This window comes from Nocardia sp. NPDC004860 (assembly GCF_040609015.1).
In the GTDB taxonomy this organism is placed as follows: domain Bacteria; phylum Actinomycetota; class Actinomycetes; order Mycobacteriales; family Mycobacteriaceae; genus Nocardia.
The window spans coordinates 149,262-172,532 of record NZ_JBEXJI010000006.1; the positions used below are offsets into that span (position 1 = coordinate 149,262).

The 23,271-nt window shown below is 68.7% G+C and carries 26 protein-coding genes; 12 read left to right on the forward strand and 14 right to left on the reverse strand.

What is annotated here, in order from left to right; all coding sequences use genetic code 11:
• The first annotated feature begins 2 nt into the window (after window positions 1-2).
• The 3 genes from ABZV44_RS15225 to ABZV44_RS15235 are packed head-to-tail and all read left to right on the forward strand — an operon-like array spanning window position 3 to window position 1,937.
• Entirely contained in the window at window positions 3-380 is a 378-nt protein-coding gene (locus ABZV44_RS15225; RefSeq protein ID WP_040812792.1) for a DUF742 domain-containing protein, read from the forward strand.
• Window positions 361-1,056, forward strand: a complete 696-nt coding sequence (locus tag ABZV44_RS15230) for an ATP/GTP-binding protein (protein ID WP_354836276.1) — start codon at window positions 361-363, stop codon at window positions 1,054-1,056. Before ABZV44_RS15225 ends, ABZV44_RS15230 begins: the two co-directional genes overlap by 20 nt.
• 47 nt (window positions 1,057-1,103) lie before the next feature.
• Window positions 1,104-1,937, forward strand: coding sequence for a hypothetical protein (locus ABZV44_RS15235; RefSeq protein WP_354836278.1), 834 nt, complete (start codon window positions 1,104-1,106; stop codon window positions 1,935-1,937).
• A 12-nt stretch (window positions 1,938-1,949) separates the two neighbouring features.
• Here ABZV44_RS15235 and ABZV44_RS15240 read toward each other — a convergent pair whose 3' ends face one another.
• The gene (locus ABZV44_RS15240; RefSeq protein WP_354836280.1) at window positions 1,950-2,750 is read right to left on the reverse strand and encodes a VOC family protein; all 801 of its coding nucleotides are present in this window, start codon (window positions 2,748-2,750) and stop codon (window positions 1,950-1,952) included.
• A 217-nt stretch (window positions 2,751-2,967) separates the two neighbouring features.
• Here ABZV44_RS15240 and ABZV44_RS15245 point away from each other — a divergent pair, with 217 nt between their 5' ends.
• Window positions 2,968-3,987, forward strand: coding sequence for a DUF1906 domain-containing protein (locus ABZV44_RS15245; protein WP_354836282.1), 1,020 nt, complete (start codon window positions 2,968-2,970; stop codon window positions 3,985-3,987).
• A gap of 294 nt (window positions 3,988-4,281) precedes the next feature.
• On the opposite strand, the gene rpmF is transcribed toward ABZV44_RS15245, so the two are convergent.
• From rpmF to ABZV44_RS15260, 3 genes are read right to left on the reverse strand one after another with little or no spacing between them, the layout of a single operon-like run.
• Window positions 4,282-4,455: a 50S ribosomal protein L32 gene (rpmF, locus tag ABZV44_RS15250; protein WP_354836284.1), complete on the reverse strand. Its 174-nt coding sequence runs from the start codon at window positions 4,453-4,455 to the stop codon at window positions 4,282-4,284.
• A gap of 2 nt (window positions 4,456-4,457) precedes the next feature.
• Window positions 4,458-4,742: a type B 50S ribosomal protein L31 gene (locus ABZV44_RS15255; RefSeq protein WP_354836286.1), complete on the reverse strand. Its 285-nt coding sequence runs from the start codon at window positions 4,740-4,742 to the stop codon at window positions 4,458-4,460.
• Between the two features lie 4 nt (window positions 4,743-4,746).
• A complete protein-coding gene (locus ABZV44_RS15260) occupies window positions 4,747-6,036 on the reverse strand; it encodes a GTP-binding protein (RefSeq protein ID WP_354836288.1) in 1,290 nt (429 codons plus the stop codon).
• A gap of 111 nt (window positions 6,037-6,147) precedes the next feature.
• Here ABZV44_RS15260 and rpmB point away from each other — a divergent pair, with 111 nt between their 5' ends.
• From rpmB to rpsR, 4 genes are read left to right on the forward strand one after another with little or no spacing between them, the layout of a single operon-like run.
• The gene (rpmB, locus tag ABZV44_RS15265; protein ID WP_354836567.1) at window positions 6,148-6,384 is read left to right on the forward strand and encodes a 50S ribosomal protein L28; all 237 of its coding nucleotides are present in this window, start codon (window positions 6,148-6,150) and stop codon (window positions 6,382-6,384) included.
• A gap of 11 nt (window positions 6,385-6,395) precedes the next feature.
• The gene (rpmG, locus tag ABZV44_RS15270) at window positions 6,396-6,566 is read left to right on the forward strand and encodes a 50S ribosomal protein L33 (protein ID WP_354836290.1); all 171 of its coding nucleotides are present in this window, start codon (window positions 6,396-6,398) and stop codon (window positions 6,564-6,566) included.
• 1 nt (window position 6,567) lies between these two features.
• Entirely contained in the window at window positions 6,568-6,873 is a 306-nt protein-coding gene (rpsN, locus tag ABZV44_RS15275) for a 30S ribosomal protein S14 (protein ID WP_354836292.1), read from the forward strand.
• A 33-nt stretch (window positions 6,874-6,906) separates the two neighbouring features.
• Window positions 6,907-7,161 carry a 30S ribosomal protein S18 gene (gene rpsR, locus ABZV44_RS15280; protein WP_040695439.1) on the forward strand — a complete coding sequence of 85 codons (255 nt, stop codon included), beginning with the start codon at window positions 6,907-6,909 and terminating at the stop codon, window positions 7,159-7,161.
• Between the two features lie 92 nt (window positions 7,162-7,253).
• On the opposite strand, the gene ABZV44_RS15285 is transcribed toward rpsR, so the two are convergent.
• Complete coding sequence (locus tag ABZV44_RS15285) at window positions 7,254-7,814, reverse strand: LysM peptidoglycan-binding domain-containing protein (RefSeq protein WP_354836295.1); 561 nt, start codon at window positions 7,812-7,814, stop codon at window positions 7,254-7,256.
• Between the two features lie 215 nt (window positions 7,815-8,029).
• Here ABZV44_RS15285 and ABZV44_RS15290 point away from each other — a divergent pair, with 215 nt between their 5' ends.
• Window positions 8,030-8,491, forward strand: coding sequence for a hypothetical protein (locus tag ABZV44_RS15290; RefSeq protein WP_354836297.1), 462 nt, complete (start codon window positions 8,030-8,032; stop codon window positions 8,489-8,491).
• 123 nt (window positions 8,492-8,614) lie between these two features.
• Here ABZV44_RS15290 and purH read toward each other — a convergent pair whose 3' ends face one another.
• The 6 genes from purH to sucC form a co-directional block, all read right to left on the reverse strand.
• On the reverse strand, window positions 8,615-10,189 hold the full coding sequence (gene purH / locus ABZV44_RS15295; RefSeq protein WP_354836299.1) for a bifunctional phosphoribosylaminoimidazolecarboxamide formyltransferase/IMP cyclohydrolase: 1,575 nt from the start codon (window positions 10,187-10,189) through the stop codon (window positions 8,615-8,617).
• Window positions 10,186-10,818, reverse strand: a complete 633-nt coding sequence (gene purN, locus ABZV44_RS15300; protein WP_354836569.1) for a phosphoribosylglycinamide formyltransferase — start codon at window positions 10,816-10,818, stop codon at window positions 10,186-10,188. The genes purH and purN overlap by 4 nt, the downstream gene beginning before the upstream one ends.
• Window positions 10,819-10,923: 105 nt before the next feature.
• Window positions 10,924-12,495, reverse strand: a complete 1,572-nt coding sequence (locus tag ABZV44_RS15305) for a DUF6350 family protein (RefSeq protein ID WP_354836301.1) — start codon at window positions 12,493-12,495, stop codon at window positions 10,924-10,926.
• A gap of 123 nt (window positions 12,496-12,618) precedes the next feature.
• On the reverse strand, window positions 12,619-13,614 hold the full coding sequence (locus ABZV44_RS15310; RefSeq protein WP_354836303.1) for a DUF5336 domain-containing protein: 996 nt from the start codon (window positions 13,612-13,614) through the stop codon (window positions 12,619-12,621).
• Between the two features lie 292 nt (window positions 13,615-13,906).
• Window positions 13,907-14,821, reverse strand: a complete 915-nt coding sequence (gene sucD, locus ABZV44_RS15315) for a succinate--CoA ligase subunit alpha (RefSeq protein ID WP_354836305.1) — start codon at window positions 14,819-14,821, stop codon at window positions 13,907-13,909.
• Between the two features lie 14 nt (window positions 14,822-14,835).
• Window positions 14,836-16,002: an ADP-forming succinate--CoA ligase subunit beta gene (sucC, locus tag ABZV44_RS15320; protein ID WP_154789973.1), complete on the reverse strand. Its 1,167-nt coding sequence runs from the start codon at window positions 16,000-16,002 to the stop codon at window positions 14,836-14,838.
• Window positions 16,003-16,512: 510 nt separating this feature from the next.
• Between sucC and ABZV44_RS15325 the strand changes: the two genes are divergently transcribed.
• Window positions 16,513-17,796, forward strand: a complete 1,284-nt coding sequence (locus ABZV44_RS15325) for a M23 family metallopeptidase (protein ID WP_354836307.1) — start codon at window positions 16,513-16,515, stop codon at window positions 17,794-17,796.
• A gap of 385 nt (window positions 17,797-18,181) precedes the next feature.
• Here the strand turns inward: ABZV44_RS15325 and pgi are convergent, their stop codons facing one another.
• Window positions 18,182-19,822, reverse strand: a complete 1,641-nt coding sequence (gene pgi, locus ABZV44_RS15330) for a glucose-6-phosphate isomerase (RefSeq protein ID WP_354836309.1) — start codon at window positions 19,820-19,822, stop codon at window positions 18,182-18,184.
• A 153-nt stretch (window positions 19,823-19,975) separates the two neighbouring features.
• Here pgi and ABZV44_RS15335 point away from each other — a divergent pair, with 153 nt between their 5' ends.
• Window positions 19,976-21,427 carry an NAD-dependent succinate-semialdehyde dehydrogenase gene (locus ABZV44_RS15335; RefSeq protein WP_354836311.1) on the forward strand — a complete coding sequence of 484 codons (1,452 nt, stop codon included), beginning with the start codon at window positions 19,976-19,978 and terminating at the stop codon, window positions 21,425-21,427.
• On the opposite strand, the gene ABZV44_RS15340 is transcribed toward ABZV44_RS15335, so the two are convergent.
• On the reverse strand, window positions 21,424-22,020 hold the full coding sequence (locus tag ABZV44_RS15340) for a TetR/AcrR family transcriptional regulator (protein ID WP_354836313.1): 597 nt from the start codon (window positions 22,018-22,020) through the stop codon (window positions 21,424-21,426). The genes ABZV44_RS15335 and ABZV44_RS15340 overlap by 4 nt on opposite strands.
• 118 nt (window positions 22,021-22,138) lie before the next feature.
• Here ABZV44_RS15340 and ABZV44_RS15345 point away from each other — a divergent pair, with 118 nt between their 5' ends.
• Window positions 22,139-22,672: a PaaI family thioesterase gene (locus ABZV44_RS15345; protein WP_354836315.1), complete on the forward strand. Its 534-nt coding sequence runs from the start codon at window positions 22,139-22,141 to the stop codon at window positions 22,670-22,672.
• 211 nt (window positions 22,673-22,883) lie between these two features.
• On the opposite strand, the gene ABZV44_RS15350 is transcribed toward ABZV44_RS15345, so the two are convergent.
• Window positions 22,884-23,189, reverse strand: a complete 306-nt coding sequence (locus tag ABZV44_RS15350) for a chorismate mutase (RefSeq protein WP_354836317.1) — start codon at window positions 23,187-23,189, stop codon at window positions 22,884-22,886.
• Window positions 23,190-23,271 lie beyond the last annotated feature (82 nt).

Sequence of the window (23,271 nt, forward strand, 5' to 3'; positions counted from 1 at the left end):
GCATGACCAATCCCCTTGGCGGCGGCGGTAACCGGCCACCGACCACACGTGTTCGTCCCTACGCACTGACCTCCGGCCGCACCGAGCCGGCGGTGGAGCTACCGCTCGAGGCGGTCGTCGAAACCCTGTCCTACACCGCCCATTTCGACTGGCCCGCCGGTGACGTGCGCACCGAGATCCTGCGACTCGGTACGGCGCGGCTCTCGGTCGCCGAGATCGCGGCCCATCTGGGCCGGCCGCTGGGTATGGTGCGGGTCGTCATCGGCGATCTCGTCGTCGCCGGAACCCTGCGTGTGCATTCGACTTTGAGCGATCAGGCGACCTTCGACGAGCGCCGGTCACTAATGGAGAGGACACTGCATGGACTCCGCGCCCTATGACGGCGGAGGCTACCCCGGTGGCCCGCACGGGGCCCCCGGGTACACGACCGGGCAGTTCCCGAACCTGGCGCTGCAGTACCCGCCGCGACCGGGTGAGGAGTCGCGCACGGCCTCGACCAAGATCGTCGTAGCCGGCGGTTTCGGCGCCGGCAAGACGACCTTCGTGGGCGCGGTCTCGGAGATCGTGCCGCTGCGCACCGAGGCCATGGTGACCGGCTACTCCGACGGGGTCGACGACCTCGCCGCCACGCCGGGCAAGGAAACCACCACGGTGGCCATGGATTTCGGCCGCATCATCCTGCCCGGCAACCTGGTGCTGTACCTGTTCGGCACGCCCGGGCAGCGGCGGTTCTGGTTCATGTGGGACGACCTGATCCGCGGCGCCATCGGCGCGGTGGTGCTGGTCGACACCCGCCGCATCGAGGACAGCTTCGCGGCCGTGGACTTCTTCGAGGCCAAGTCGCTGCCGTTCCTGATCGCGGTCAACCGCTTCCCGGACGCGCCGCGCTTCCCGGTCACCGAGCTCCGTGAGGCGCTCAGCGTGCGCGAGGGCGTGCCGATCGTGGACATCGACGCGCGCGATCCGGCCGAGGTGCGCCGGGCACTGGCCGCCGTCACCGAGTACGCGATCGAACGGCTGACGGCCGCACAGCGCGAAACCGCGCAGCACGGTTAGCGGTTCGCCCGTCCAGGGTCGCAGCAGACGAAGACAGAGGTGTCGGGATGATCTACTTCTCCATGGGCTACTGGGTGCTGGCGCTGGCCTTGATCGTGTCGTTCGCGGGCGCGGCGTGCGGTCTGGCCTGCATTCGCCAGTCCACCAAGTCGGTGACCCAGCGGTTCCGGATCGTGTGGCTGTTCGTGGCGGCGGTGTCCATCGGCGGCGTCGGCGTCGCCATGCCGGTCTTCGTGTCGATGCTCGGCTTCGACGTGCGGGGCAGCCAGCTGCGCTACGACAACGTGTCCATCACCCTGTTCTCGGTGCTGTCGGCGGCCACCGTGTTCGCCTCGCTGCTCATCAACGGCCGGCGGCTGGTCTGGTGGCGGCTGCTGGTGGCGGCGGCTGTGATGGCCTTCGGTTTCGGTGACGTCCACCAGTTGCTGCTGGGCGCCATCCGGATTCAGGGCAGTGTCGATCGCAGCCTGGTGTCCTCGGTGGCGGTGTACGTGATCGCCTTCGTGCTCTCGGCGCTGATGCTGTGGTTCAGCCTGTGGGTCGGCTCGGTGCCGATGGTGCTGGCCGGCGCGGTGCTGTACGCGATCCTGGTGATCGGCATGCACTACGCCGGGCTGACCGGGCTCGAGGTGCACGTGGACCCGGCCGCGCCCACTCCGCACGGCAACGTGCTGTTCAACTTCTTCGTGCCGACCTTCATCATCGGCACGCTGTCGCTGGCGATTCCGATCACGGCCATTCTGGTCGCGCCGGACCGGCGCGCGGCGCGGACCCCGATGCGGACCGCGGATCCGCAGGCGGCGCACGGCACTTCGCTGCAGGCGGCCTCGCAGCAGGCCGCGGCGCAGCAGGGTCCGCGGCGGCCGGAATCGGTGCGCTGAGCGTTCTCCGGATCAGTCTGCGGCCGCGGGCGGCTCGGCGGTGGTGGGATCGAGCAGGCCGAACAGTTCACCCTGCGGCGCGGCCATGATGGCCATCCGGCCGAAGGGTCCGTCGGTGGCGGACATGAGCACGGTCGCGCCCAGCTCCACGGCCCGGGTGAGGCCGGAGTCGATGCCCTCGAACTGGAACCAGGTCAGCCAGTAGGGCTGGGCGGCGGCGACGCCGTTGACGCTGTCGTCGTTGATGCCGCCGACCGACTCGGTCCCGCCGGGCGGGGTGAAGGTGGCGTAGCGCATGGCCTCGTCGTCGAATTCGGTGAAGGTGAAGCCGAAGACCTCGCCGTAGAAGGCCTTGGCGGCCGCGAAATCGCCGGTGTGCAGGTCGTTCCAGACGTAGGCGCCGTGTTCGTTGTACACCGCCGCGCCGTCGTGCGCGCGGGCCTCCCAGACCGCGAAGGGCGCGCCGGAGGCGTCGGCGGCCACGAACATGCGGCCGGACTCCAGCACGTCGAAGGCCGGCACCAGCAGGCTGCCTCCCGCCGCGGTCACCTGCTCGGCGGTCTTGTCGGCGTCGGCGACCGCGAGGTACGTGGTCCACACCGACGGCACCCCGCCCTCCGGCTTGGGCCCGATGCCCGCCACCGCCTGCCCGTCGCGCAGGGCCATGAGGTATCCCCCGGCGTCCTCGCCGCCGCCTTGCATGTCCCAGCCGAAGAGCGCGGCGTAGAACTCACCGGCCTTCGCCGGATCGTCGACCTGACAGTCGACCCAGCACGGTGTTCCCGGGGGCCAGGCCTCATTGCGTATCGGCATCGGTCATCACCTTTCCGCCTCTCCGCGACTTCAGCGCCCGGCTGAGAGCCGTTGACAGGCATGCATGCGGAGTGAAGTTGAGAGCCAACCCGACTCTGGACATCCCCGGCGAGTTACCCCGATCGTGCGAAATCAGTTGTCGCGTTCGCTCATAGCCGACCAGTCAACCACCGCAATCCGGCACAGTCGGCGTGTCCGCCGAATTACAGTGGGAACCATGCGTTTCGGGCTGGACTACGCCGCAGGTCGTCCCGCGCCGAGTGCCATCAGGGCGGCCGGATACGACTTCGTCATCCGTTACCTGTCCGAGGGCGGGCCCACCCTGCCGGGCAAGCTCCTCACTCCCGCCGAGGCGGACGGCCTGCGCGCACAGGGCATCTCCATCGTCTCCAACTGGGAGACCACCGCCGCCCGCATGCTCGACGGCTACGGCGCGGGCGTCACCGATGCGCGCGCCGCGCTGGCCCAGGTGCTGCGCTGCGGGGGCCGGGCCGACCGGCCCATCTACTTCTCCGCCGATTTCGACGCCACCCCGCAGCAGCAGGTGCCCATCGACGCCTACCTGGACGGCGCGGCCAGCGTCATCGGACGCGCGAATGTCGGGATCTACGGCGGATATTGGCCGGTGAGCCGGGCACTGGACAGCGGGACCGCGACCTGGGCGTGGCAGACGGTGGCCTGGTCCGGGGGGAATATCGATCCGCGTATCGCCCTCTATCAGACCGGCGAGCAGGTCACGGTCGACGGCGTGCAATGCGATGTGAACCAAACCGACCGAGCCGACTTCGGCCAGTGGGATGTGGAAACGGAGGAACCCGACTTGACTCCCGAACAGGACGAGGTGTTGCGCGACATCCAGACTCAGCTGCGCGGTCCCGGTCTGCAGGGCTGGCCGCAGCTGGGCACCGACGCCCAGGGCCGCGACCGGACGGTGGTGGACGGGCTGGCGGCCGCGCTCGCGCAGATCGACGAACTGCGCACCGAGATCAGCGATCTGGAGACCACGACGGCCGAGCTCAAGGACGAGGTGGCGCGGCTGTCGGGTCAACATCGCTGGCCGTTCCCCTTCTCGCTGGTGGAGGGTCCGGCCACGGCGATCGCCGATCAGCTGGCAAAGCTCGAGCAGTTGCTGCCCGGAGTGCCGCTGCCCGGCTGGGGCACCGGCCCGAACGGCCATCCGGCCGCCGCGGGACAAGCTCCGGCGGAGCAGCAACCGAAAGTGGTATCCGACAGTTGATTTGGCCGATTTGTCGGATTTGTTCCAGCACCCGGCCGGCGACCGACCGGACCGCATGGTATTGCGGAACAGTGCGTGAACTGGCGTGAAAGCGAGCCTGAACGGGCCCTGAAGTGGCGATGAGCGGGTTCTTCTGTGATCAGAAGAACCCGCCCTCAAGGCACGAGAATACCGTCGTCAGGCTACGAGTTCACAACTTCGGGGAAACTTTTTCGCACCCACGCCACATTCGGACCACCGAACACGGTAGGGGCAACACTCGAGCAGATACCCGGCGGGACAGCAACTTCGGGGCTATTGTCGGAATCGTCCGATCAGGCCGAGCTCCACCGCCCGCGCGAGCCGGCGCGGCACCTGGTACACCACTCCCCCGACCTCGACCGGAATCAGATCGGGCGGAGTCGCCTTCCACTGCGAACGCCGGCTGTGGGTATTGGCCCGCGACATCCTGCGCTTCGGAACGGCCACGGTCAGTTCTCCTCATCCCTGGTCGAATTGCGATTGCCGCGAACGCGTTTGCCGTAGCGGCGCTCGAACTTCTCCACGCGGCCGGCGGTATCGAGCACACGCTGATTCCCGGTCCAGAACGGATGCGAATCCGAGGTCACATCGACCACCAGCAGCGGGTAGGTATTGCCGTCCTCCCACTCGATGGTGCGAGTGGAGACCGCGGTGGAACGGGTCAGAAAGCACTTTCCCGTGCTCACGTCCTGGAAGACCACCGGATGGTAGTCGGGATGAATTCCCTGTTTCATCACTTCACCTTTCGTTGTCGCGAGTGGCGCCGTCCCCGGCGATGGGCACGGATCGGGTTGTGTCACACGGCTCTTCGTGCTGATCGCCGAACGGGTCCGGCCACAGCGCGACCCGTTCGGGCGCGAAGCGCACCTGGCGCAGTTCGTCCTCGTCCACCAGTGCCCAGTGCAGCGCGTGGCGGACCTCCTCGGGATCGGCATCGGCGACCAGGATCACCAGCGAGGTGTGGCGGTCGCCGAAGTGCTCGTGCCAGCGCAGCGAGGCCAGCGCGCGCCGCTCCGGATCCACCTCGTCCAGTTCCCCGGATGCCATGGCCGCCAGCCACTTTCCCGCGCCACCGACCCGCAGTCCGCCGCCCGCCGACTCCAGCCACACCACCTCGTCCGGCTGGGTGGCCAGCCACACCCGGCCCCGGGCGCTCACCACGCCGTCCAGCAGCACATCGATGGCCGAGTGCAGCCGATCGGGGTGGAAGGGGCGGTCTGTGGCGAACTCCACCAGTGCCACACCGCAATCCGGCTCCAGCGGCGGACCGCCGGCCAGCAGCGAGGCGTGCGGATCGAAGGGTGCCCCGCGGCGCGCCTCCGCGGGTATCCGGCGCAGCAGCCAGGTCAGGTCGTCCCCGCCGAGCGCGGGCGGCCCGGCCACCCAGGCGACAGGGGCGCGCGGGGCCAGCCGGGCCAGCACGGCGGCGGTGCGCTCGCGGTCCAGCAGGTCGGCGTCGCCGTCGAAAACCACCAGGGCATCGGCGAATTCGACCTGACCGACGGCCAGTTGCGCCACCGTGCGCTCGTCCTCCGCGGTGGCATGGCCGCGTTCGGACAGCGTCTCGTCGCCGGTGGCGTCGGCCAGCCAGTCGCGGGCGTCGACACAGGTGAGGACGGCGTCGATGCGCACGCTGCGCCCGACCGGCCCGTCCACCCGGCCGACCACGCCGGTCACCGTCACGTCGGCGATGGCCCGGCACACCGCCTCCGCCTCGAAGGCCGGATCCAGCGCGAGCACGATGCGCCGCACCGAATCCCGCTCGGCCAGCAGGCACAGGTAGGGCAGCAGGTCGGCGCGCAGGGTGCAGGAGACGCAGCCGTGCGCGAGTTCCAGCACGGTCGTGGTCTCCCGGCCGTCGATGCGGACGATGCGCCGCACCACGCCCTGGCGCAGCTCGCTCAGGTCGTGCCGGACCACGACCGTGCCGGGCTTCCCGCCCAGCAGGCGGGCGCCCTGCTCGACACCCTCGGCGGCGCGTCCGGGGAGTCCCGCGAGGACGAGCACTGGCTTGCGTTGGGACGGCACCGGTCCCCCTTTCGACAATGATTTTCAATTACCGAGGACCGAGGGTACCGTGGAATAGATTCATTGTCGAAAACGATTGTCATGTACATCTACCACCGGAAGGGAGTGCCCATGTCGGCCATCTGCCAGGTCACCGGCCGCAAGCCGGGCTTCGGCAAGTCCGTATCGCACTCGCACAAGCGGACCAACCGGCGCTGGGACCCCAATATCCAGCGCAAGACCTACTACCTGCCCAGCGAGGACCGGCGCATCACGCTGACCGTCTCCACCAAGGGCATCAAGACCATCGACCGCGACGGCATCGAGGCAGTGGTAGCCCGGCTGCGCGCCCGCGGCGAGAAGATCTGAAAGGGAGAGCAATGGCATCGAAATCGACCGACATCCGGCCCGTCGTCAAGCTGAAGTCCACAGCCGGGACCGGCTACACCTACGTCACCCGCAAGAACCGGCGCAACGATCCCGACCGGATGATCCTGAAGAAGTACGACCCGGTCGCCCGCAGGCACGTCGACTTCCGCGAGGACCGGTGACGTGGCCAAGAAATCGAAGATCGCCAAGAACGAAGCGCGCAAACTCGTCGTGGCACGGTGGGCGCAGCGGCGGGCGGAATTGAAGGAGATCATCCGCAAACCGGCGAGCAGCGATACCGAACGGGCGGCCGCGCAGGCCGCCCTGCAGAAGCTGCCGCGGGATGCCAGTCCGGTACGATTGCGCAATCGGGACGCCGCGGACGGACGCCCGCGTGGTCATCTCCGCAAGTTCGGTCTCTCGCGCGTGCGCGTTCGCGCGATGGCCCATCGAGGAGAGCTGCCCGGTGTGCACAAATCGAGCTGGTAAGCATCCACGATTCGTGAGTGAGGAACCGCTGACATGGCAGTGAAGCGAGCACCGTCGAAGAAGGTCCGCGCCGAGCAGGCCCGCCGCCCGAAGAAGAATCCCCTGATCGCCGCCGGCGTCGAGACCGTCGACTACAAGGATGTGAACCTGCTCCGCACGTTCATCTCCGACCGCGGCAAGATCCGCAGCCGCCGCGTGACGGGGCTGACCCCGCAGCAGCAGCGCCAGGTCGCCGTCGCCGTCAAGAACGCCCGCGAGATGGCTCTGCTGCCCTTCACGAGCCGATAGCGATCGCCTGAAACGACGAAAAGAAAAGAGGCTCCGATGCTTTCGCATCGGAGCCTCTTTCTTTGATCCCAAAATCCTTGGCGGAGCCGCGATTACGGGATGGTCAGCACCTGGCCGGGCTGGATGAGGTCGGGGTTGTCGATGCCGCTGGCGTTGGCGATCTCCTGGTAGCGGTTGCCGTCGCCGTAGAAGCGCTCGGCGATGGCCCACAGGGTGTCACCCGGCTCGACGGTGTAGGTCTGGGCGGCGGGCGGCGGCGGGGGCACGTCCTCGACGACCGCGGCGGCCTGGGCCTGGACCGGCTCCGGTGCGGGGAGCGGGTTGTCGGTGTTGGTGCCCGACGACCAGACGGCGCCTTCGGAGCCGTACAGCACCACATTGCGGTCGGGCTGGACGACCAGACGGTCCACGTTCTTGCCATTGGTCTCGGTGGACCAGGCGGCGCCGTCCTCCTTGTAGAGAACGAAGTTGCCGTCGTCTTGCAGGGTGGCCCGGACGACGCCCTGGCCGTTGGTGCCGGTGGCCCACACGACATTGCCGCTCGGTTCGGACAGCACCAGGTTGCCATCATCTTGCAGAGTCAGGGTGTAGGCACCGCCTTGCAGCGCCTCTCCACGACCGAGTTCTTCGCCGACCTTCAACGAGTCGCCCACGGTGCGTCCTTTCGGGAGGGGGTGATCATGAGATAAGCCGATGGCGCGGAACTGCATTCGCACATCTGTCACGACACTACCGATCCCGCGCCGGTCACCGCACGGTTACGCGCCGGTTCTGCGAAGATTTCGGCGTGTCTTCGCCAGAAATTCGCCAGGGGGCCGAATCCGGCGCGTGCGCCTGCTGTGCGGTCGCGGACACTAGGGTGTCAGCCATGTACGGGACACGGGGACGCCGCCTGATCGCTGCCGCCGCAGCCACTCTGATCGGGCTCACCATCACGGCGTGCGGAAGCACGGAAAGCACTGGCGACCAATCGAAGAGCGGCGCCGCCGCGACCAGCACCAAGACCACGCCCACCGAGGCGCCCAACGGGCAGATCGGACGGGCTTTCACGGCGGATCCGAGTATCGTGAGCCCACACGGCATTTCGTTCGACAGCTGGACCCGGGTCGCACCCGACCGGATCGCGGTCAACTTCCAGACCGGCTCCCCCGAGTGCTACGGCGTGAACGCCACCGTCACCGAAACCTCCTCGACCGTCACCGTCGACCTGAAGTCCGGCACCCTGCCCGACGCGGTCGGCAAGATGTGCACCATGATCGCCGTCTTCGGCACCCTCGAAATCCAGCTGAAGTCCCCGCTGGGTGATCGAAAAGTCCTCAGCGCCACCTAGTTCCCGGCACTGCGGCGGAGGCGGTCCGCGCACGCGACAGGGGCCCGGATCGATGTACGATCCGGGCCCCTGCCCCTGATGTCGTTGTCCCGCTACATGACTCGCGTCAGCAGTGGCTCACGCTCAGTGCGCGAAGTGCCGGGAACCGGTCAGGTACAAGGTCACTCCGGCCTCACGGCACAGCTCGATGGTGTCCTTGTCACGGATCGAACCGCCCGGGTGCACGATGGCGCGCACGCCGGCGGCCACCAGGATCTGCGGGCCGTCCGAGAACGGGAAGAACGCGTCCGAGGCCGCCACCGACCCCTTGGCGCGGTCACCGGCGCGCTCCACCGCCAGCTTGCAGGAATCGACCCGGTTGACCTGACCCATGCCGACGCCGACGGCCGCGCCGTCATCGGCCAGCAGGATGGCGTTGGACTTCACGGCACGGCACGCGCGCCAGGCGAATTCGAGATCGCGCAGGGTGGCCTCGTCGGCGGCCTCACCCGCGGCCAGCGTCCAGTTGGCGGCGCTGTCACCCGCGGCGTCGAGGATGTCGCGCTCCTGCAGCAGCACACCGCCACTGACCGGACGCAGCTCCGCGCCCTTGCGCTGGGCCGGCTCGGCCACCAGCACGCGCACGTTCTTCTTCCGCTGCAACACCTCGACCGCGCCATTCGCGTAGGACGGGGCCACGATGACCTCGGTGAAGATGTCGGCGACCTGCTCGGCCATCTCCACGGAGACCTCGCGGTTGGCCGCGATCACGCCGCCGTACGCGGAGACCGGGTCGGTGGCGTGCGCCTTGCGGTGCGCCTCGGCGATGTCCGCGCCGATCGCGATGCCGCACGGGTTGGCGTGCTTGATGACCGCCACCGCCGGCTCGTCGAAGTCGTAGGCGGCGCGCCAGGCGGCGTCCGCGTCGGTGTAGTTGTTGTACGACATCTCCTTGCCGTGCAACTGCTGCGCCTGCGCCAGCCCGACCGGGCCACCCTGGTTGGTGTACAGCGCGGCCGCCTGATGCGGGTTCTCGCCGTAGCGCAGCACATCCGCGCGCTGCCAGGTGCCGCCGATCCACTCCGGGAACTGCTGCGCGCCTTCGGATTCCGTCGCGACGGCCGGGACCGCCACACTGGTCATCCAGCTGGCGACGGCCACATCGTAGGTGGCGGTGTGCTGGAAAGCCTTGGCGGCCAACGCGGTCCGCTCGGCCAGGGTGAAACCGCCCTGCTGCACGGAGGCGATCACGTCGGCGTAGTCACCGGTGTTCACCACGACCGCGACCGACGGGTGGTTCTTGGCGGCGGCGCGCACCATGGACGGGCCGCCGATGTCGATCTGCTCGACGCACTCGTCGACGCTCGCGCCGGACGCGACCGTCTGGGTGAACGGGTACAGGTTCACCACGACGAGCTGGAAGGCCTCGACACCCAGCTCGACGAGCTGGTCGACGTGCTCCTCCTTGCGGGTGTCGGCCAGAATGCCGGCGTGCACCCGCGGGTGCAGCGTCTTGACCCGGCCGTCCAGGGTCTCCGGGAAACCGGTCAGGTCTTCGACCTTGGTGACCGGAATGCCGGCGTCGGCGATCTTGCCGGCGGTCGAGCCGGTCGACACCAGCTCCACGCCCGCACTGTGCAGACCGGTGGCCAGTTCGATCAGACCGGTCTTGTCGTAGACGCTTACGAGGGCCCGCTTGATCGGCTTGCGTTCACTCACCGGAGAACTCGCTCATCTGGGATAACTGCCTTTCGTCCATCGGAGACAATGCCTCGGGTAGCGACAGCGGCGACGACCTCCGCCAGCAGCCGGCGCTCCACGACCTTGATGCGCTCGTGCAGGGTGTCCTCGTCGTCATCGGGCAGCACCGTGACCGCCTCCTGCGCCAGGATCGGCCCGGTGTCGACACCCGTGTCGACCAGATGCACGGTGGAACCGGTCACCCGCACGCCGTAGGCGAGCGCGTCCCGCACCCCGTGCGCGCCCGGGAAGGCGGGCAACAGCGCGGGATGGGTATTGATGATGCGACCGCCGAAACGGTCCATGAAAGCGGGGCCGAGAATCTTCATGAAGCCCGCGGACACCACCAGATCGGGTTCGAAGGCGGCGACCACCTCGGTGAGCGCGACATCCCATGCGGCGCGGTCCGGGAAATCGCGCAGCGCGACCTTGAACGACGAGACATCGAAGGCCGCGGCGTGCTCGGTGGCGGCGCAATCGCGATCCACCCCTACGGCGACCACGGTGGCCGGATAACCCGGCTGCTGCGTCGCTTCCAGCAGCGAACGCAACAGGGATCCGGTGCCGGAAGCCAGCACCACGACGCTCGCGGGCGCGGTCGGCGGCAGCTGCGGGGCGGGCGTGGACGTCAGCGCACTACTCCCTGTCGATCGGAGCGGGATGGGGACGGCGGAAACGAACCCGCCGCCTCAAGCCTAACGACCGTCCACTTGCTACTTGTCCGGCAGGTCTCCCTCTACCACTTCCGCGTCGACGATGTCGGGGTTGTCGGTGGATTTCACAGCGCCATCGGCGGCGTACTCGTCCTGGTCGTCGACCAGTTCGGCCTCGAGGGCGCCGTCGAGATCCTCGTCGCCGTACCAGCCGCCCTCGTCGTCGTGGCCGGCGCCGGGCTGGGCGTCACCGGCGGCCTCGTCGTCGAAATCCTCGTCGTAGTCGTCGTACTCGTCATCGTCGTAGTCGTCGTCCGCGTACTCGGCGTCGTCGTCCGCGTAGTAGTAGTCGTCCTCGTACTCGTATTCGTCGTCATAGGCGTCGTCGAAGGCCGCGGGGGCCACCACGGCCGGGCCGCCGAAGAACCGGGCGCCCAGCATGCCCACGTATCCGGCGACGGCCAGCCAGACGAACACCAGCGCCGCGCCCACCGCATTCGGCGCGATCCGGCCGAAGGTGCCCAGCTCGCCCCCGGCCACCACGCCCAGCAGCGCCACCACGACGGCCGCCACCCCGGCGGCGGTCAGCGTCGCCCAGGGCGCGGTCGCCCGATCATTGGAGGTGCGACCACAATCCAGGCCCGAGAGCACTCCGATCGCCGCGGGCGCCAGGAGCAGCACCAGCCACCACACCGCCACCGGACCCGACGGCACCGCGGCCGCCACCGGCACCGCGGGCACCGGCGCGCCCTGAATCGCGAACAGGCTCAACGATCCCGGGCCGATCTGTACCTGCCCGCCGGCCAGCACGCTCACCGCGTCGACCGCGACATTCGGCAGGTAGGCCAGCGAGAGCAGCGTCAAACCCAGTGCGCCGACCGCGTTTCCGGCCGCGTGGTAGGTGTCGCCGAGGCGGGACCAGTGCAGCAGGAACGACACCACGGTCACCGCGGTCGCCGCCAGCAGCAGGCGACCCACCGCCCACAGCCCCGCCCGGAAACCGGGAAACACCCAGTCCGGCAAGGGAATCGGCAGTATATCGGCGAAGTCGCGCCAGCGTCGCGCACCGATGCCCACGAGCGCCGCCAGCAGATTCAGCCCGAGCACCCAGGCGAAGGCGGCCAGGGTGTCCGGCGGCTGCAGCGACACCACCGCCGCCGCGTCCTCGGCCACCGCGAGGCACACCGCGGTGATCAGCAGCGGGCCGCCCACCGCGGCGCCCAGCACCCAGCCCAGCTCGGCGGTCTCGCACTCGGGCCCGGCCGCCTGCGCGCTGTCCCGCGCCACCAGCCACAGCATCAGCAGGGTCGGCAGCAGCGGCCACAGCCCGATCCCGGTCTTGCCGATCACCAGCGGAACCTGGTGCACCGCAAGCCAGCTCGCGGCGATAGCGCCCGACGAACCGCTCATCCCGCTACCCGCCGCGAACAGGGTGGCGTACACCAGCACGAAGATCGCCAGCAGTGTGATGGCCGAGGCGCGCGCGGCGACCAGCATCAGCACCCGGGCGCGTTCCGGGGTCAGCGATCCGAAACCCCCGCCGCCCCCGCCGCGCCGCCGGACCGGGGGCCGCCGCGGCTCCCGGAGATCGGGGTCGCTCAGGCGAGCCAGGGCAGTTCTGGGGGCATTCATGGACATCCAGCGTGGCAGCATCTCGGAAACCGTGGGGTCAGGCGCGCCGGGACGACCGGCGCGCTGGCAAAAGAGAACGGCCCCCGGTCACATACCGGAGGCCGCTCCTGACGGGAGGCGAAACTACTTGTCGTCCTGGCCCGGCCGGAAGGCACGGGTGGCGTCCGCCGACGGATCCGCCGCCTGCTCGCCGCCGAACGGCTGCGCCGGGCGCTGCGCCTGGGCGCCGAAATGCTGGGTCGCGTCCGCACTCCCGGCCGGCTGCTGCGGCGTGCCGTACGGCGACTGCTGACCGTAACCGGGCTGGGCGGGCTGCTGGCCGTAGGACGGCGGCTGCTGACCGTAGGTCGGCTGGGAACCGGTGCCGTAGCCTGCGGGCTGCTGACCGTAACCGGCCGGCTGCCCGTAGGGCGGCTGCTGCGGCTGCTGGCCGTACCCCGCCGGCTGACCGAACGACGGCTGCTGACCGTAGCCGGGCTGCTGACCGAATGCCTGCTGCTGGTACTGCGGCCCGGTGGAGCTGAACGGCTGCGGCGGCTGCTGACCGTAACCACCCTGCGGCGCGGCCGGTTTCGGCTCGGGCGCCTTCACGATGCCGAGCTCGAACAGCAGCGCCAGCACGGCCACCACGGCCTGCACGAACGACAGGAACAGGATCACCCAGCCGCCCCACTTCAGCGTCACGCTGTCGCCGAGGTCGAAGGAGCCGAACAGGATGCCCAGGAACGCGCCGAACGAGGCGGCCGCCACGATGCCGGTGTTGCCGCTCTGCTTGGGCAGCAGCGACAGGCCGGCCAGCAGACCCGCGATCAGCAGGATCGTCACCAGCGCCGCGGAGCCGGTGCTCTCGAACAGGCTGAAGCTGGTGTCACCGCCGACCCGGGTGTTGCCGATGTCGACGGCCTTGGTGCCGATATAGGGCGCGAAGCCGAGCAGGAAGTTGATGACGCCGAGCGCGGCCACGCCCACGGCGAGGAAGAAAGGCAGGCCCTTGCCCGCGACGGGCGACGTTCCCGAACCGGCAGCGGGAGCGCCTGCGGGCTGCGAGCCGTATCCGAAAGCGGAAGAGGGCGTCGGCTGGGGCGCGTTGTATCCCGAGCCCCCGGTCGGGTATGACATGTCGTCGTCTCCTATCGAGTCGTTCACGAACCTCCACCGACGCTACTGCACTCGACGGTCGCGGGCACCATCTACCACCAGCCGTGGCCCGACCGCAATACCCGAATCGGCGCAGGACACGATCGCCTTACCCGGACCGTCGCACTCGCAAACCCCCGCCCCCGGCCGGGTTCGTCACAGTCCCGCGAATCACGAAGGCCGCCTGTCGAATTCGACAGGCGGCCTTCGTACTCAGCCAATCAGATCTCGCCCTGTGCCCCGCTTCCGCCAGGAAGCGGGGCACGAGAACTCATCAGGCGCTGATGCTCGCCTGCTCCAGGATCTCGCGCGCCAGGGCGGCGGTCTCGGACGGGGTCTTGCCGACCTTCACGCCAGCGGCCTCGAGGGCGTCCTTCTTGGCCTGGGCGGTACCGGCGGAGCCGGAGACGATGGCGCCGGCGTGGCCCATGGTCTTACCCTCCGGCGCGGTGAAGCCCGCGACGTAGCCGACGACCGGCTTGCTGACGTTGGCCTGGATGTAGGCCGCGGCCCGCTCCTCGGCGTCGCCGCCGATCTCGCCGATCATGACGATGAGCTTGGTCTCCGGGTCCTTCTCGAACGCCTCGATGGCGTCGATGTGGGTGGTGCCGATGACCGGGTCGCCGCCGATGCCGATGGCGGTGGAGAAACCGAAGTCCCGCAGCTCGTACATCATCTGGTAGGTCAGGGTGCCGGACTTGGAGACCAGGCCGATCGGGCCCTTGCCGGTGATGTTGGCCGGGGTGATGCCGACCAGCGACTCACCCGGGGTGATGATGCCGGGGCAGTTCGGGCCGATGATGCGGGTCTTGTTGCCCTTGTCCACGTTGTAGGCCCACGCGTAGGCGGTGTCCTGCACCGGGATGCCCTCGGTGATGACCACGAGCAGCGGGATCTCCGCGTCGATGGCCTCGATGATGGCGTCCTTCGAGAAGGCCGGGGGAACGAACGCGATGGAGGTGTCCGCGCCGGTCTTCTCCATGGCCTCGGCGACGGTCGCGAAGACCGGCAGCTCGACCTCGTTGCCCTGGGCGTCGACGTGCTTGACGGTGGTGCCCGCCTTGCGCGCGTTGACACCGCCGACCACGTTGGTGCCCGCCTTCAGCATCAGCGCGGTGTGCTTGGTGCCCTCGCCGCCGGTGATGCCCTGGACGATGACCTTGTTGTCCTTGTTCAGGAAGATAGACATTGTGGTTCGTGTCCTTACTTGGCCGCAGCCAGCTCGGCGGCCTTGTCGGCGCCTTCGTCCATGGTCTGAGCGAGGGTCACCAGGGGGTGGTTGGCGTCGACGAGGATCTTGCGACCCTCCTCGACCTTGTTGCCGTCGAGGCGGACGACCAGCGGCTTGTTGGCCTCGGCGCCCAGGATCTCCAGGGCCTGCACGATGCCGTTCGCGACCGCGTCACAGGCGGTGATGCCACCGAAGACGTTCACGAACACCGACTTGACCTGCTCGTCGTTGAGGATGACGTCCAGGCCCGCGGCCATGACGGCGGCCGAAGCGCCACCGCCGATGTCGAGGAAGTTGGCGGGCTTGACGCCGCCGTGGTTCTCACCGGCGTAGGCGACGACGTCCAGGGTCGACATGACCAGGCCGGCGCCGTTGCCGATGATGCCGACCTCGCCGTCGAGCTTCACGTAGTTGAGGTCGTTCTGCTTGGCCTTGAGCTCGAGCGGGTCGGTGGCGTCGATGTCCGCGAACTCGGCGTGGTCGGGGTGGCGGAACTCGGCGTTCTCGTCCAGGGTCACCTTGCCGTCGAGGGCGAGGATCTCGTCGTTGGGGGTACGCACCAGCGGGTTGACCTCGACCAGGGTCGCGTCCTCCTTGATGAACACCTCCCACAGCTTCTGGATGGTCACCGCGGCGGCGTCGAGGATGTCGGCGGGCAGGTGGCCCTGCTCGGCGATGGAACGGGCGAAGGCCAGGTCCACGCCCTTGACGGCGTCGACCGGCACCTTGGCCAGGCGGTCCGGCTTGGTGGCGGCCACCTCCTCGATCTCCATGCCGCCCTCGACCGAGCACATGGCCAGGTAGGTGCGGTTGGAGCGATCGAGCAGGAAGGAGATGTAGTACTCCGAGGCGATGTCCTTGGCCTCGGCAACCAGGATCTTCTTGGTGATGTGGCCCTTGATGTCCAGGCCCAGGATGTTCTGCGCATGGGTGAAGGCGTCGTCCGGGGTGGCGGCGTACTTCACGCCACCGGCCTTGCCGCGGCCACCGACTTTGACCTGCGACTTGATCATCACCGGCTTGCCGATTTCTTCCGCGATCGCACGGGCGTCCTCGGCCGAGTCCGTGACGCGGCCCTCCGACGAAGGCACTCCGTGCTTCACGAAGAGTTCCTTCGCCTGATATTCGAAGAGATCCATGTACTCACCGTCTCGTCTGCGTTGTTGTGACAACGTCTTGGTTGGCGGCCCGTCGTCGGAGGCGGGTTGGCTCGGACTCTAATCAGTCACATGGAGCGGAAATCAGCCGCATACAGCCTAAGTGGCGCAGGTCACGGTACTGTCTCCGCAATCCCAAAACCCCTCGTCAATGCTACTCATCGGTAGCTTGTTGACACCGCGCCAGGTGGGACACACGAATCCCGGACAGTGATACCGGCTACTACGTTGCGTCGTCGAAAAACCTCACCCGGTTACCCCAAGCACAGTGAGCGCATTCCTGCTCAGAACGTGATCAATATCACAGCAGCGTGTCGAACCAAGTCCATCGCTTGCTGAGCCGCAATCGTTTCGTTACCGTCGTTGCGGTCGATGTCACAACCCGGTCACGGACAGGAGGACGGCAGGCTTGACGCAGCACAGCGCTCCCCAGGAAATGAGCCGCTCCGCAGGCGACTTGTCAGCCACGCAGCACTCTCCGGACCGGCGCAAATGAGCGACGGCCCCTTCTCCTCGCAGCCCCGCGCCCGCCGCGGACACCGCTATCGCGAGGACGCAGAGAACTACGGCGGCGCGACGACCTTCGATGCTCCCGCTCCGATGCACAGCGGGGTCGCCCACGGCGACTGGGACGCCACTCAGGCCTGGAACGGCGACACGCAGTGGGATTCCGGCTCGCAGTGGAATTCCGAAGCGGACTGGAACGGCGGTCAGCAGTGGGGTGAGTCCCCGCAGTGGGACGAATCCGCCGATTGGCAGCCCGAACCGAACTGGGACTACAACGCCCAGACCACCGTGAACGGCTGGGCCGCACCGAATCCGAGTGATTGGGCCCCGCAGTCGCGGACCAATTGGGATCCGACCGCGGACCCGACCCCCTCCGACGAGTACCGACCGGTCTACACGTTCAAGACCGCGTCCGGCGAGAAGCTCCAGTTCTCCGGCGACGGCGCCCGCCTGAATCGCAGTGCGCGGGAAGCCGAAGCCGAGCACGACGCCGAGTACGACGACGGGCCGCGCCCGACCCGCTCCGGCGGCAAGCGCCGCTCCGGGGGCACCCACCGCCTACCCGCCCCGCCCACCGCGCTCAAGGGCCGCGCTGCGGTCGTCGCGGTCGCGGCCGGTGCGGTCGTGGCCGCGGGCCAGGCCACCATCGAGTCCACGGGCCATGACAACAGCAATGTCGACTACCAGGCCGCCAATCAGGTCAAGGAGGTCGCGGCGACCTCGGTGGTCGGCGACGGGGCCCCCGGATCGCCCCAGGTGGTGAGCCCGAACGCGCCCGCGAGCCTGGACCAGTTCAACGACATTCTGGCCAAGGGCAAGCAGTTCGCCGCCGACATGGCCAACCAGGAGGCATTGAAGAACCGGCCGTTGTGGACCAAGTTCACCGCCGCCGGCACCTTCACCTCCGGCTTCGGCATCCGCTGGGGCGTCGCCCACCAGGGCGTGGACATCGCCGCTCCGATCGGCACCCCGATCTACGCGGTGGCCGACGCCACCGTGCTCGAGGCCGGTCCCGCTTCCGGTTTCGGCATGTGGGTGCGGCTGCTCCACGATGACGGCACCGTCACCATCTACGGCCACATCGACACCGCGACCGTCTCGCAGGGCCAGCGCGTGCTGGCGGGCGACCAGATCGCGACCGTCGGTAACCGCGGCTTCTCGACCGGCCCGCACTGCCACTTCGAGGTCTGGCTGAACGGCGTCGACAAGATCGACCCGCTGCCCTGGCTGGCCTCGCGCGGCATCTCGCTCGGCCCCGAACGGGACTGACCCGCAACCGAATCCGATCCGAAAGGCGCGCCCGGCAGGGCGCGCCTTTCGGCATTCCGGGCGGCTCCCGGCGAAATCGGGCGGACCGGCGACCGGATCGAATCCGTCATCCGGACCGTACCGATCGACGCGGAGGCGTCGCCGCGGACCGGCCCCATCGCGCGGCCCCGACGGCCCCGGAGCGAGTCCGGCTGCGCGCGCCGAGGTCACTCGGGGTGATTGGATCCCGTTGCGGTAGGGGAGGTTCTGGACGCCGCGGGGCATCGTCCGCCCCGCCGGGTCGAACGGGGTGGCGGCGACGAATCGACACCCCGACCTGCTCTGCTCGGGCCGGCAGACGGGCCGCGCCGGCCGGTGAGACCCGAGCAGCGCGGTCCGGGCCCGATCAGCCGCGGTTGGAGCGGTACCAGCGGATCAGCGCGTCGGTGGACGAATCCGATTGCGGCGCGGGCTCTTCCGCCGCGGTCAGCAGCGGCTCCAGGGCCAGCGCCTGCTGCTTGCCCAGTTCCACGCCCCACTGGTCGAAGCTGTCGATGCCCCAGATCGCGCCCTCGGTGAACACCTGGTGCTCGTAGAGGGCGATCAGCTGGCCCAGCACCGACGGGGTCAGCTGCGGCGCCAGGATCGCCGTGGACGGCCGGTTGCCGGGCATCACCTTGTGCGGCACCAGATTCGGGGCGGTGCCCTCGGCCGCGATCTCCTCGGCGGTCTTGCCGAAGGCCAGCACCTTGGTCTGAGCGAAGAGGTTGCTCATCAGGATGTCGTGCATGCTGCCCGAGCCGTCCATGGTGGGCAGATCGCTGACAGGACGGGCGAATCCGATGAAGTCGGCGGGCACCAGCCGGGTGCCCTGGTGCAGCAGCTGGTAGAAGGCGTGCTGGCCATTGGTGCCGGGCTCGCCCCAGAAGATCTCGCCGGTGGAGGTGGTGACCGGGGTGCCGTCGGCGTGCACGGACTTGCCGTTGGACTCCATGGTCAGCTGCTGCAGGTAGGCCGGGAAACGGGCCAGGTCGTTGGAGTACGGCAGCACCGCGCGGGACTGCGCGCCGAAGAAGTTCGAGTACCAGACGCCCAGCAGCCCGAGCAGGATCGGGCCGTTCTCCGCCAGCGGCGCATTCGCGAAATGCTCGTCCACGGCGTGCATTCCGGCCAGGAACTCGGCGAAGCGCTCCTTGCCGATGACCGCCATGACCGACAGGCCGATGGCCGAGTCCACCGAGTAGCGGCCGCCGACCCAGTCCCAGAAGCCGAACATGTTGGCGGTGTCGATACCGAAGTCCGCCACCCGCTGCGCGTGGGTGGACACCGCGACGAAATGCTTTGCGACAGCGTCCTCGCCGAGCGCGGCCACCAGCCAGCGGCGGGCCGCGGTGGCATTGGTGAGCGTCTCCAGGGTGGAGAAGGTCTTGGAGGCGACGATGAACAGCGTGGTGGCCGGGTTCAGGCCGTCCAGCTTCGCCACCAGATCCGACGGATCGACATTCGAGACGAACCGCGCCGAGATGCCCGCGTCCGCGTAGTGCCGCAGGCCCAGCGTCACCATGGCCGGGCCCAGATCCGAGCCGCCGATGCCGATGTTCACCACCGTGGCGATGCGCTCGCCGGTGGCGCCGCGCCACTGCCCGGAGCGCACCTGGTCGGTGAATTCGCCCATGCGCCGCAGCACTTCGTGCACGTCGGTCTCGACGTCCTGGCCGTCCACCGTGAGCGGCTCGCCGGCGGGCCGGCGCAACCACACGTGCCCGACCGAGCGGTCCTCGGAGGTGTTGATGCGCTCGCCCGCGAACATGGCGTCGCGGCGCTGCTCGACCCCGGCGGTCTGCGCCAATTCGGCCAGCAGGTCCAGGGTTTCGCGTGTCACCCGATGCTTGGAGTAGTCGATATGCAGGTCGGCGACCTGCACGGTCAGCTCACGACCACGCTCGGGATCCTCGGCGAAGAACTCACGCAGATGCCGCCCGGCGAGAGAGGCGTGGTGATCGTGCAGTTTCCGCCAGACCGCCGATGCGGTGATGTCGCTGCTCACGATCGCCGAGGTTACAACCTTCACCTTGCGACGCGCAGGTAACAAGACGTCGTTCGCGGGATTCTCCCAGCGCAGAGCGTTTTCGGCCGGCAGCGGGGGTGCGGATTCCACGGACTCCGGCGGCTCGGGCGCACACGCGCCTAGGCTCGTCTCATGGTGACCGAAAGCGCCCTACTCTCGTCCATTCCCACGCGACTTTGGATCGGCGGACCGGTGGATGCCACCGGTGGCGCGACCTTCCCGGTGCACAATCCGGCGACGGGTGAGGTCATCGCCCAGGTCGCCGACGCGGCACCCGAGGACGCGGTGCGCGCCCTCGACGCGGCCGCGGCCGTGCAGGCCGAATGGGCCGCGACCCCGGCCCGGCAGCGCGGGGAGATCCTGCGCGCGGTGTTCGAGGCGATCACGGCGCGGGCCGAGGAGTTCGCCCTCCTGATGACCCTCGAAATGGGTAAGGCCCTGCCGGAGAGCCGCAATGAGGTCCGCTACGGCGCGGAGTTCTTCCGCTGGTTCAGCGAGGAGGCGGTCCGCATTCACGGCCGCTACCAGCCCGCCCCGGCCGGGACCGGGCGAATCCTGGTGCACAAGCAGCCCGTCGGCCCGTGCCTGGCCATCACGCCCTGGAACTTCCCGCTGGCCATGGGCACCCGCAAGATCGGCCCGGCGCTGGCGGCGGGCTGCACCATGATCGTGAAGCCCGCGGGCGAGACCCCGCTGACCATGCTGCTGCTGGCCCAGCTCTGCAGCGAGGCCGGCCTGCCCGACGGCGTGCTGTCGGTCATCACCACCTCGCACTCGGGTGCGGTCACCGCGCCGCTGCTGAACGACCCGCGGCTGCGCAAGCTGACCTTCACCGGTTCCACGCCGGTCGGCAAGAAGCTGGTCGAGCAGTCCGCGCACGGCCTGCTGCGCACCTCGATGGAGCTCGGCGGCAACGCCCCGTTCGTGGTCTTCGACGATGCCGACGTGGATGCCGCCGTGCAGGGCGCGCTGCTGGCCAAACTGCGCAATGGCGGCGAGGCGTGCACCGCGGCCAACCGCTTCCATGTCCAGAATTCGGTTCGCCAGGAATTCACCGACAAGCTGGTGGCGGCCATGGCGGAGTACCGGCTCGGCAATGGTGTGGACCCGGATACCACGCTGGGCCCGCTCGTCAACGAGAACCAGCTCGACACCGTGAACGAGCTGGTCGACGACGCGGTGTCGGCGGGCGCGCAGGTGAAGCTGGGCGGCAAGGCCCCCGGCGGCCCGGGCTGGTTCTATCCGGCCACGGTGCTCACCGATATCCCGGCGCAGGCCCGCATCCTGCGCGAGGAGGTGTTCGGCCCGGTCGCCCCGATCGTCGGCTTCGACACCGAGGAGCAGGGCCTGGCCGCGGCCAACAACACCGAATTCGGCCTGGTCGCATACGTGTACACGCGCAGTCTGGACCGGGCGCTGCGGGTGGCCGAGGGCCTGGAGAGCGGCATGGTCGGAGTCAATCGGGGCGTCATCTCCGACCCGGCCGCGCCCTTCGGCGGCGTGAAGGAATCCGGTTTCGGCCGGGAGGGCGGCTTCGAGGGCATCGAGGAATACCTCGACACCAAGTACATCGCCCTGCCCTAGCCGGCCGGCGCGAGACCGTTCAGCACCGAGTTCAGCGCCAGCGCCCAGCGCCGGTCCACGGATTCGGTGGTGCCGCCGAGGCGTCGCGCTGCCTCGGCGGCCGCCATGCCCTGTACCAGCGCCACCACCACGTGGGCGATGTCGGTGGCGTCGCCGCGCACCACGCCCGCGTCCACGCAGCGTTGCACCAGGTCCACTATGAAAACCCGCAGTGCGGCACTGCGTTTCAGCTCCTCGGGGCCGGGGTCGAAGTCGGTGAACGGCCGGGCGAACATGATCTCGGCGAGTTCCCGGTTGTCGAGCATCCATTCCCGGTAGGCATGCATGACGGCCTCGAGATCGGCTCGTGGATCAGTGGTCCGGGGGACCTCGTCCAGGTGCGCACGCAGTAAGCGGAAGCCTTCGAAGTACACCGCGCGCACCAATCCGGCCTTGTCACCGAATAGTTCGTACAGCGCGGGGGTGGAAGTCCCCGCCTGGTTTGCGATGGTCCGGGCGGTGAACCCGGCGACGCCGTCCCGAGCGAGCAGTCCGACGGCGGCGGTCAGGAGCTGCTCGCGAAGCTCGGGGGTTCGCTGTTTGGCGCGGGGCACGGCGACCAGCCTATCGAAACAGTGTCACGATTCCTGCCATTAATCGGGACAGCGTTTCGAAACAGTGTTACGTTCTGCTCGTCGGCATCGGACACACCCGCCCATGAGGAGAGCAGCAATGGGACAGCAGCAGCGAACGGCCACGCTCGGCGACCCCGAAACCTGGGGTGAACTGCGCGAACGCACGGTGACCTGGCACGACCCCGGGGCCACGGTGGCGCTCGGGCTTTCGATGAGCGGTTCCGAGTACCTGACCGCCATGGCCGAGGGGAGGCTGCCGTCCTCACCGATCGTGTCGACCGCCGGAATGGAGGCGGTCCGTATCGAACCCGGCGACGTGCTCATGCGCTGCGTCGCCGACGAATCGTTCCTCAATCCGATCGGCGTGGTGCACGGCGGGCTGATCAGCATGCTGCTCGACTCGGCCGCATCGGCCGCGGTGCACAGCACGCTGCCCGCGGGCGTCGGCTTCACCACAATCGAGATCAAGGTGAGTTACCTGCGCGCGGTGCGCGCCGGCGACGAACTGCTGGTGCACGGCTGGGTGGTCAAGCCGGGCTCGCGGATCGCGTTCGCGGAGGCGGACATCCGCTCGGCGGAGGGCAAAACGGTGGCCACGGCCTCGACCAGCCTGCTCGTCATCGGCGGCTGAGCTCCGGACAAGACAAAACCGCCCCGGGGTCGAAACACCCGGGGCGGTCTGGGGAAGCTGCATCCGTGGCGCGCATGCAGCGCGGTCTGTGTAGGGCCGCACTTCGCGGCGCACCGCATGTTGTATCGAGCACGCGATGCCCGGCGTTAACGGGCCCTGGCGAAGGCGGCAGGGCCGAGGTTTCGGGGGTTTCGGGGGGTTACGAGAGTTGTCAGTGTCCGAGGCGGCCGCGACCCAGGCGCAGCAGCAACATCGCCAGGGTGTGGCCCTCCTGGCCCAGCTCGCTGAATCGCTCGAGCACCTTCATCTCGCGGGAGTGGACGAGCTTGGGCCCGCCGTTCGCCATACGCGTTCGCCCGATGATGCGCGAGACCTCGGTGCGGCGCTTGATAGCGGCGAGGATTTCGGCGTCCAGCTTGTCGATTTCCAAGCGCAGCTTGTCGATCTCAGCCTCGGAGGGCAGGGCGGAGTCCGAGCCGGTGGCAGACTCGGAATGTCCCGTCGTCGAGATGCTCATTCTTCAACTCCTCGTGGTCCAGAACGTCGATCGGCGGGTGGACCCAACCTGTTACCGATCGGTTCTTCACCAAGAATCAGAC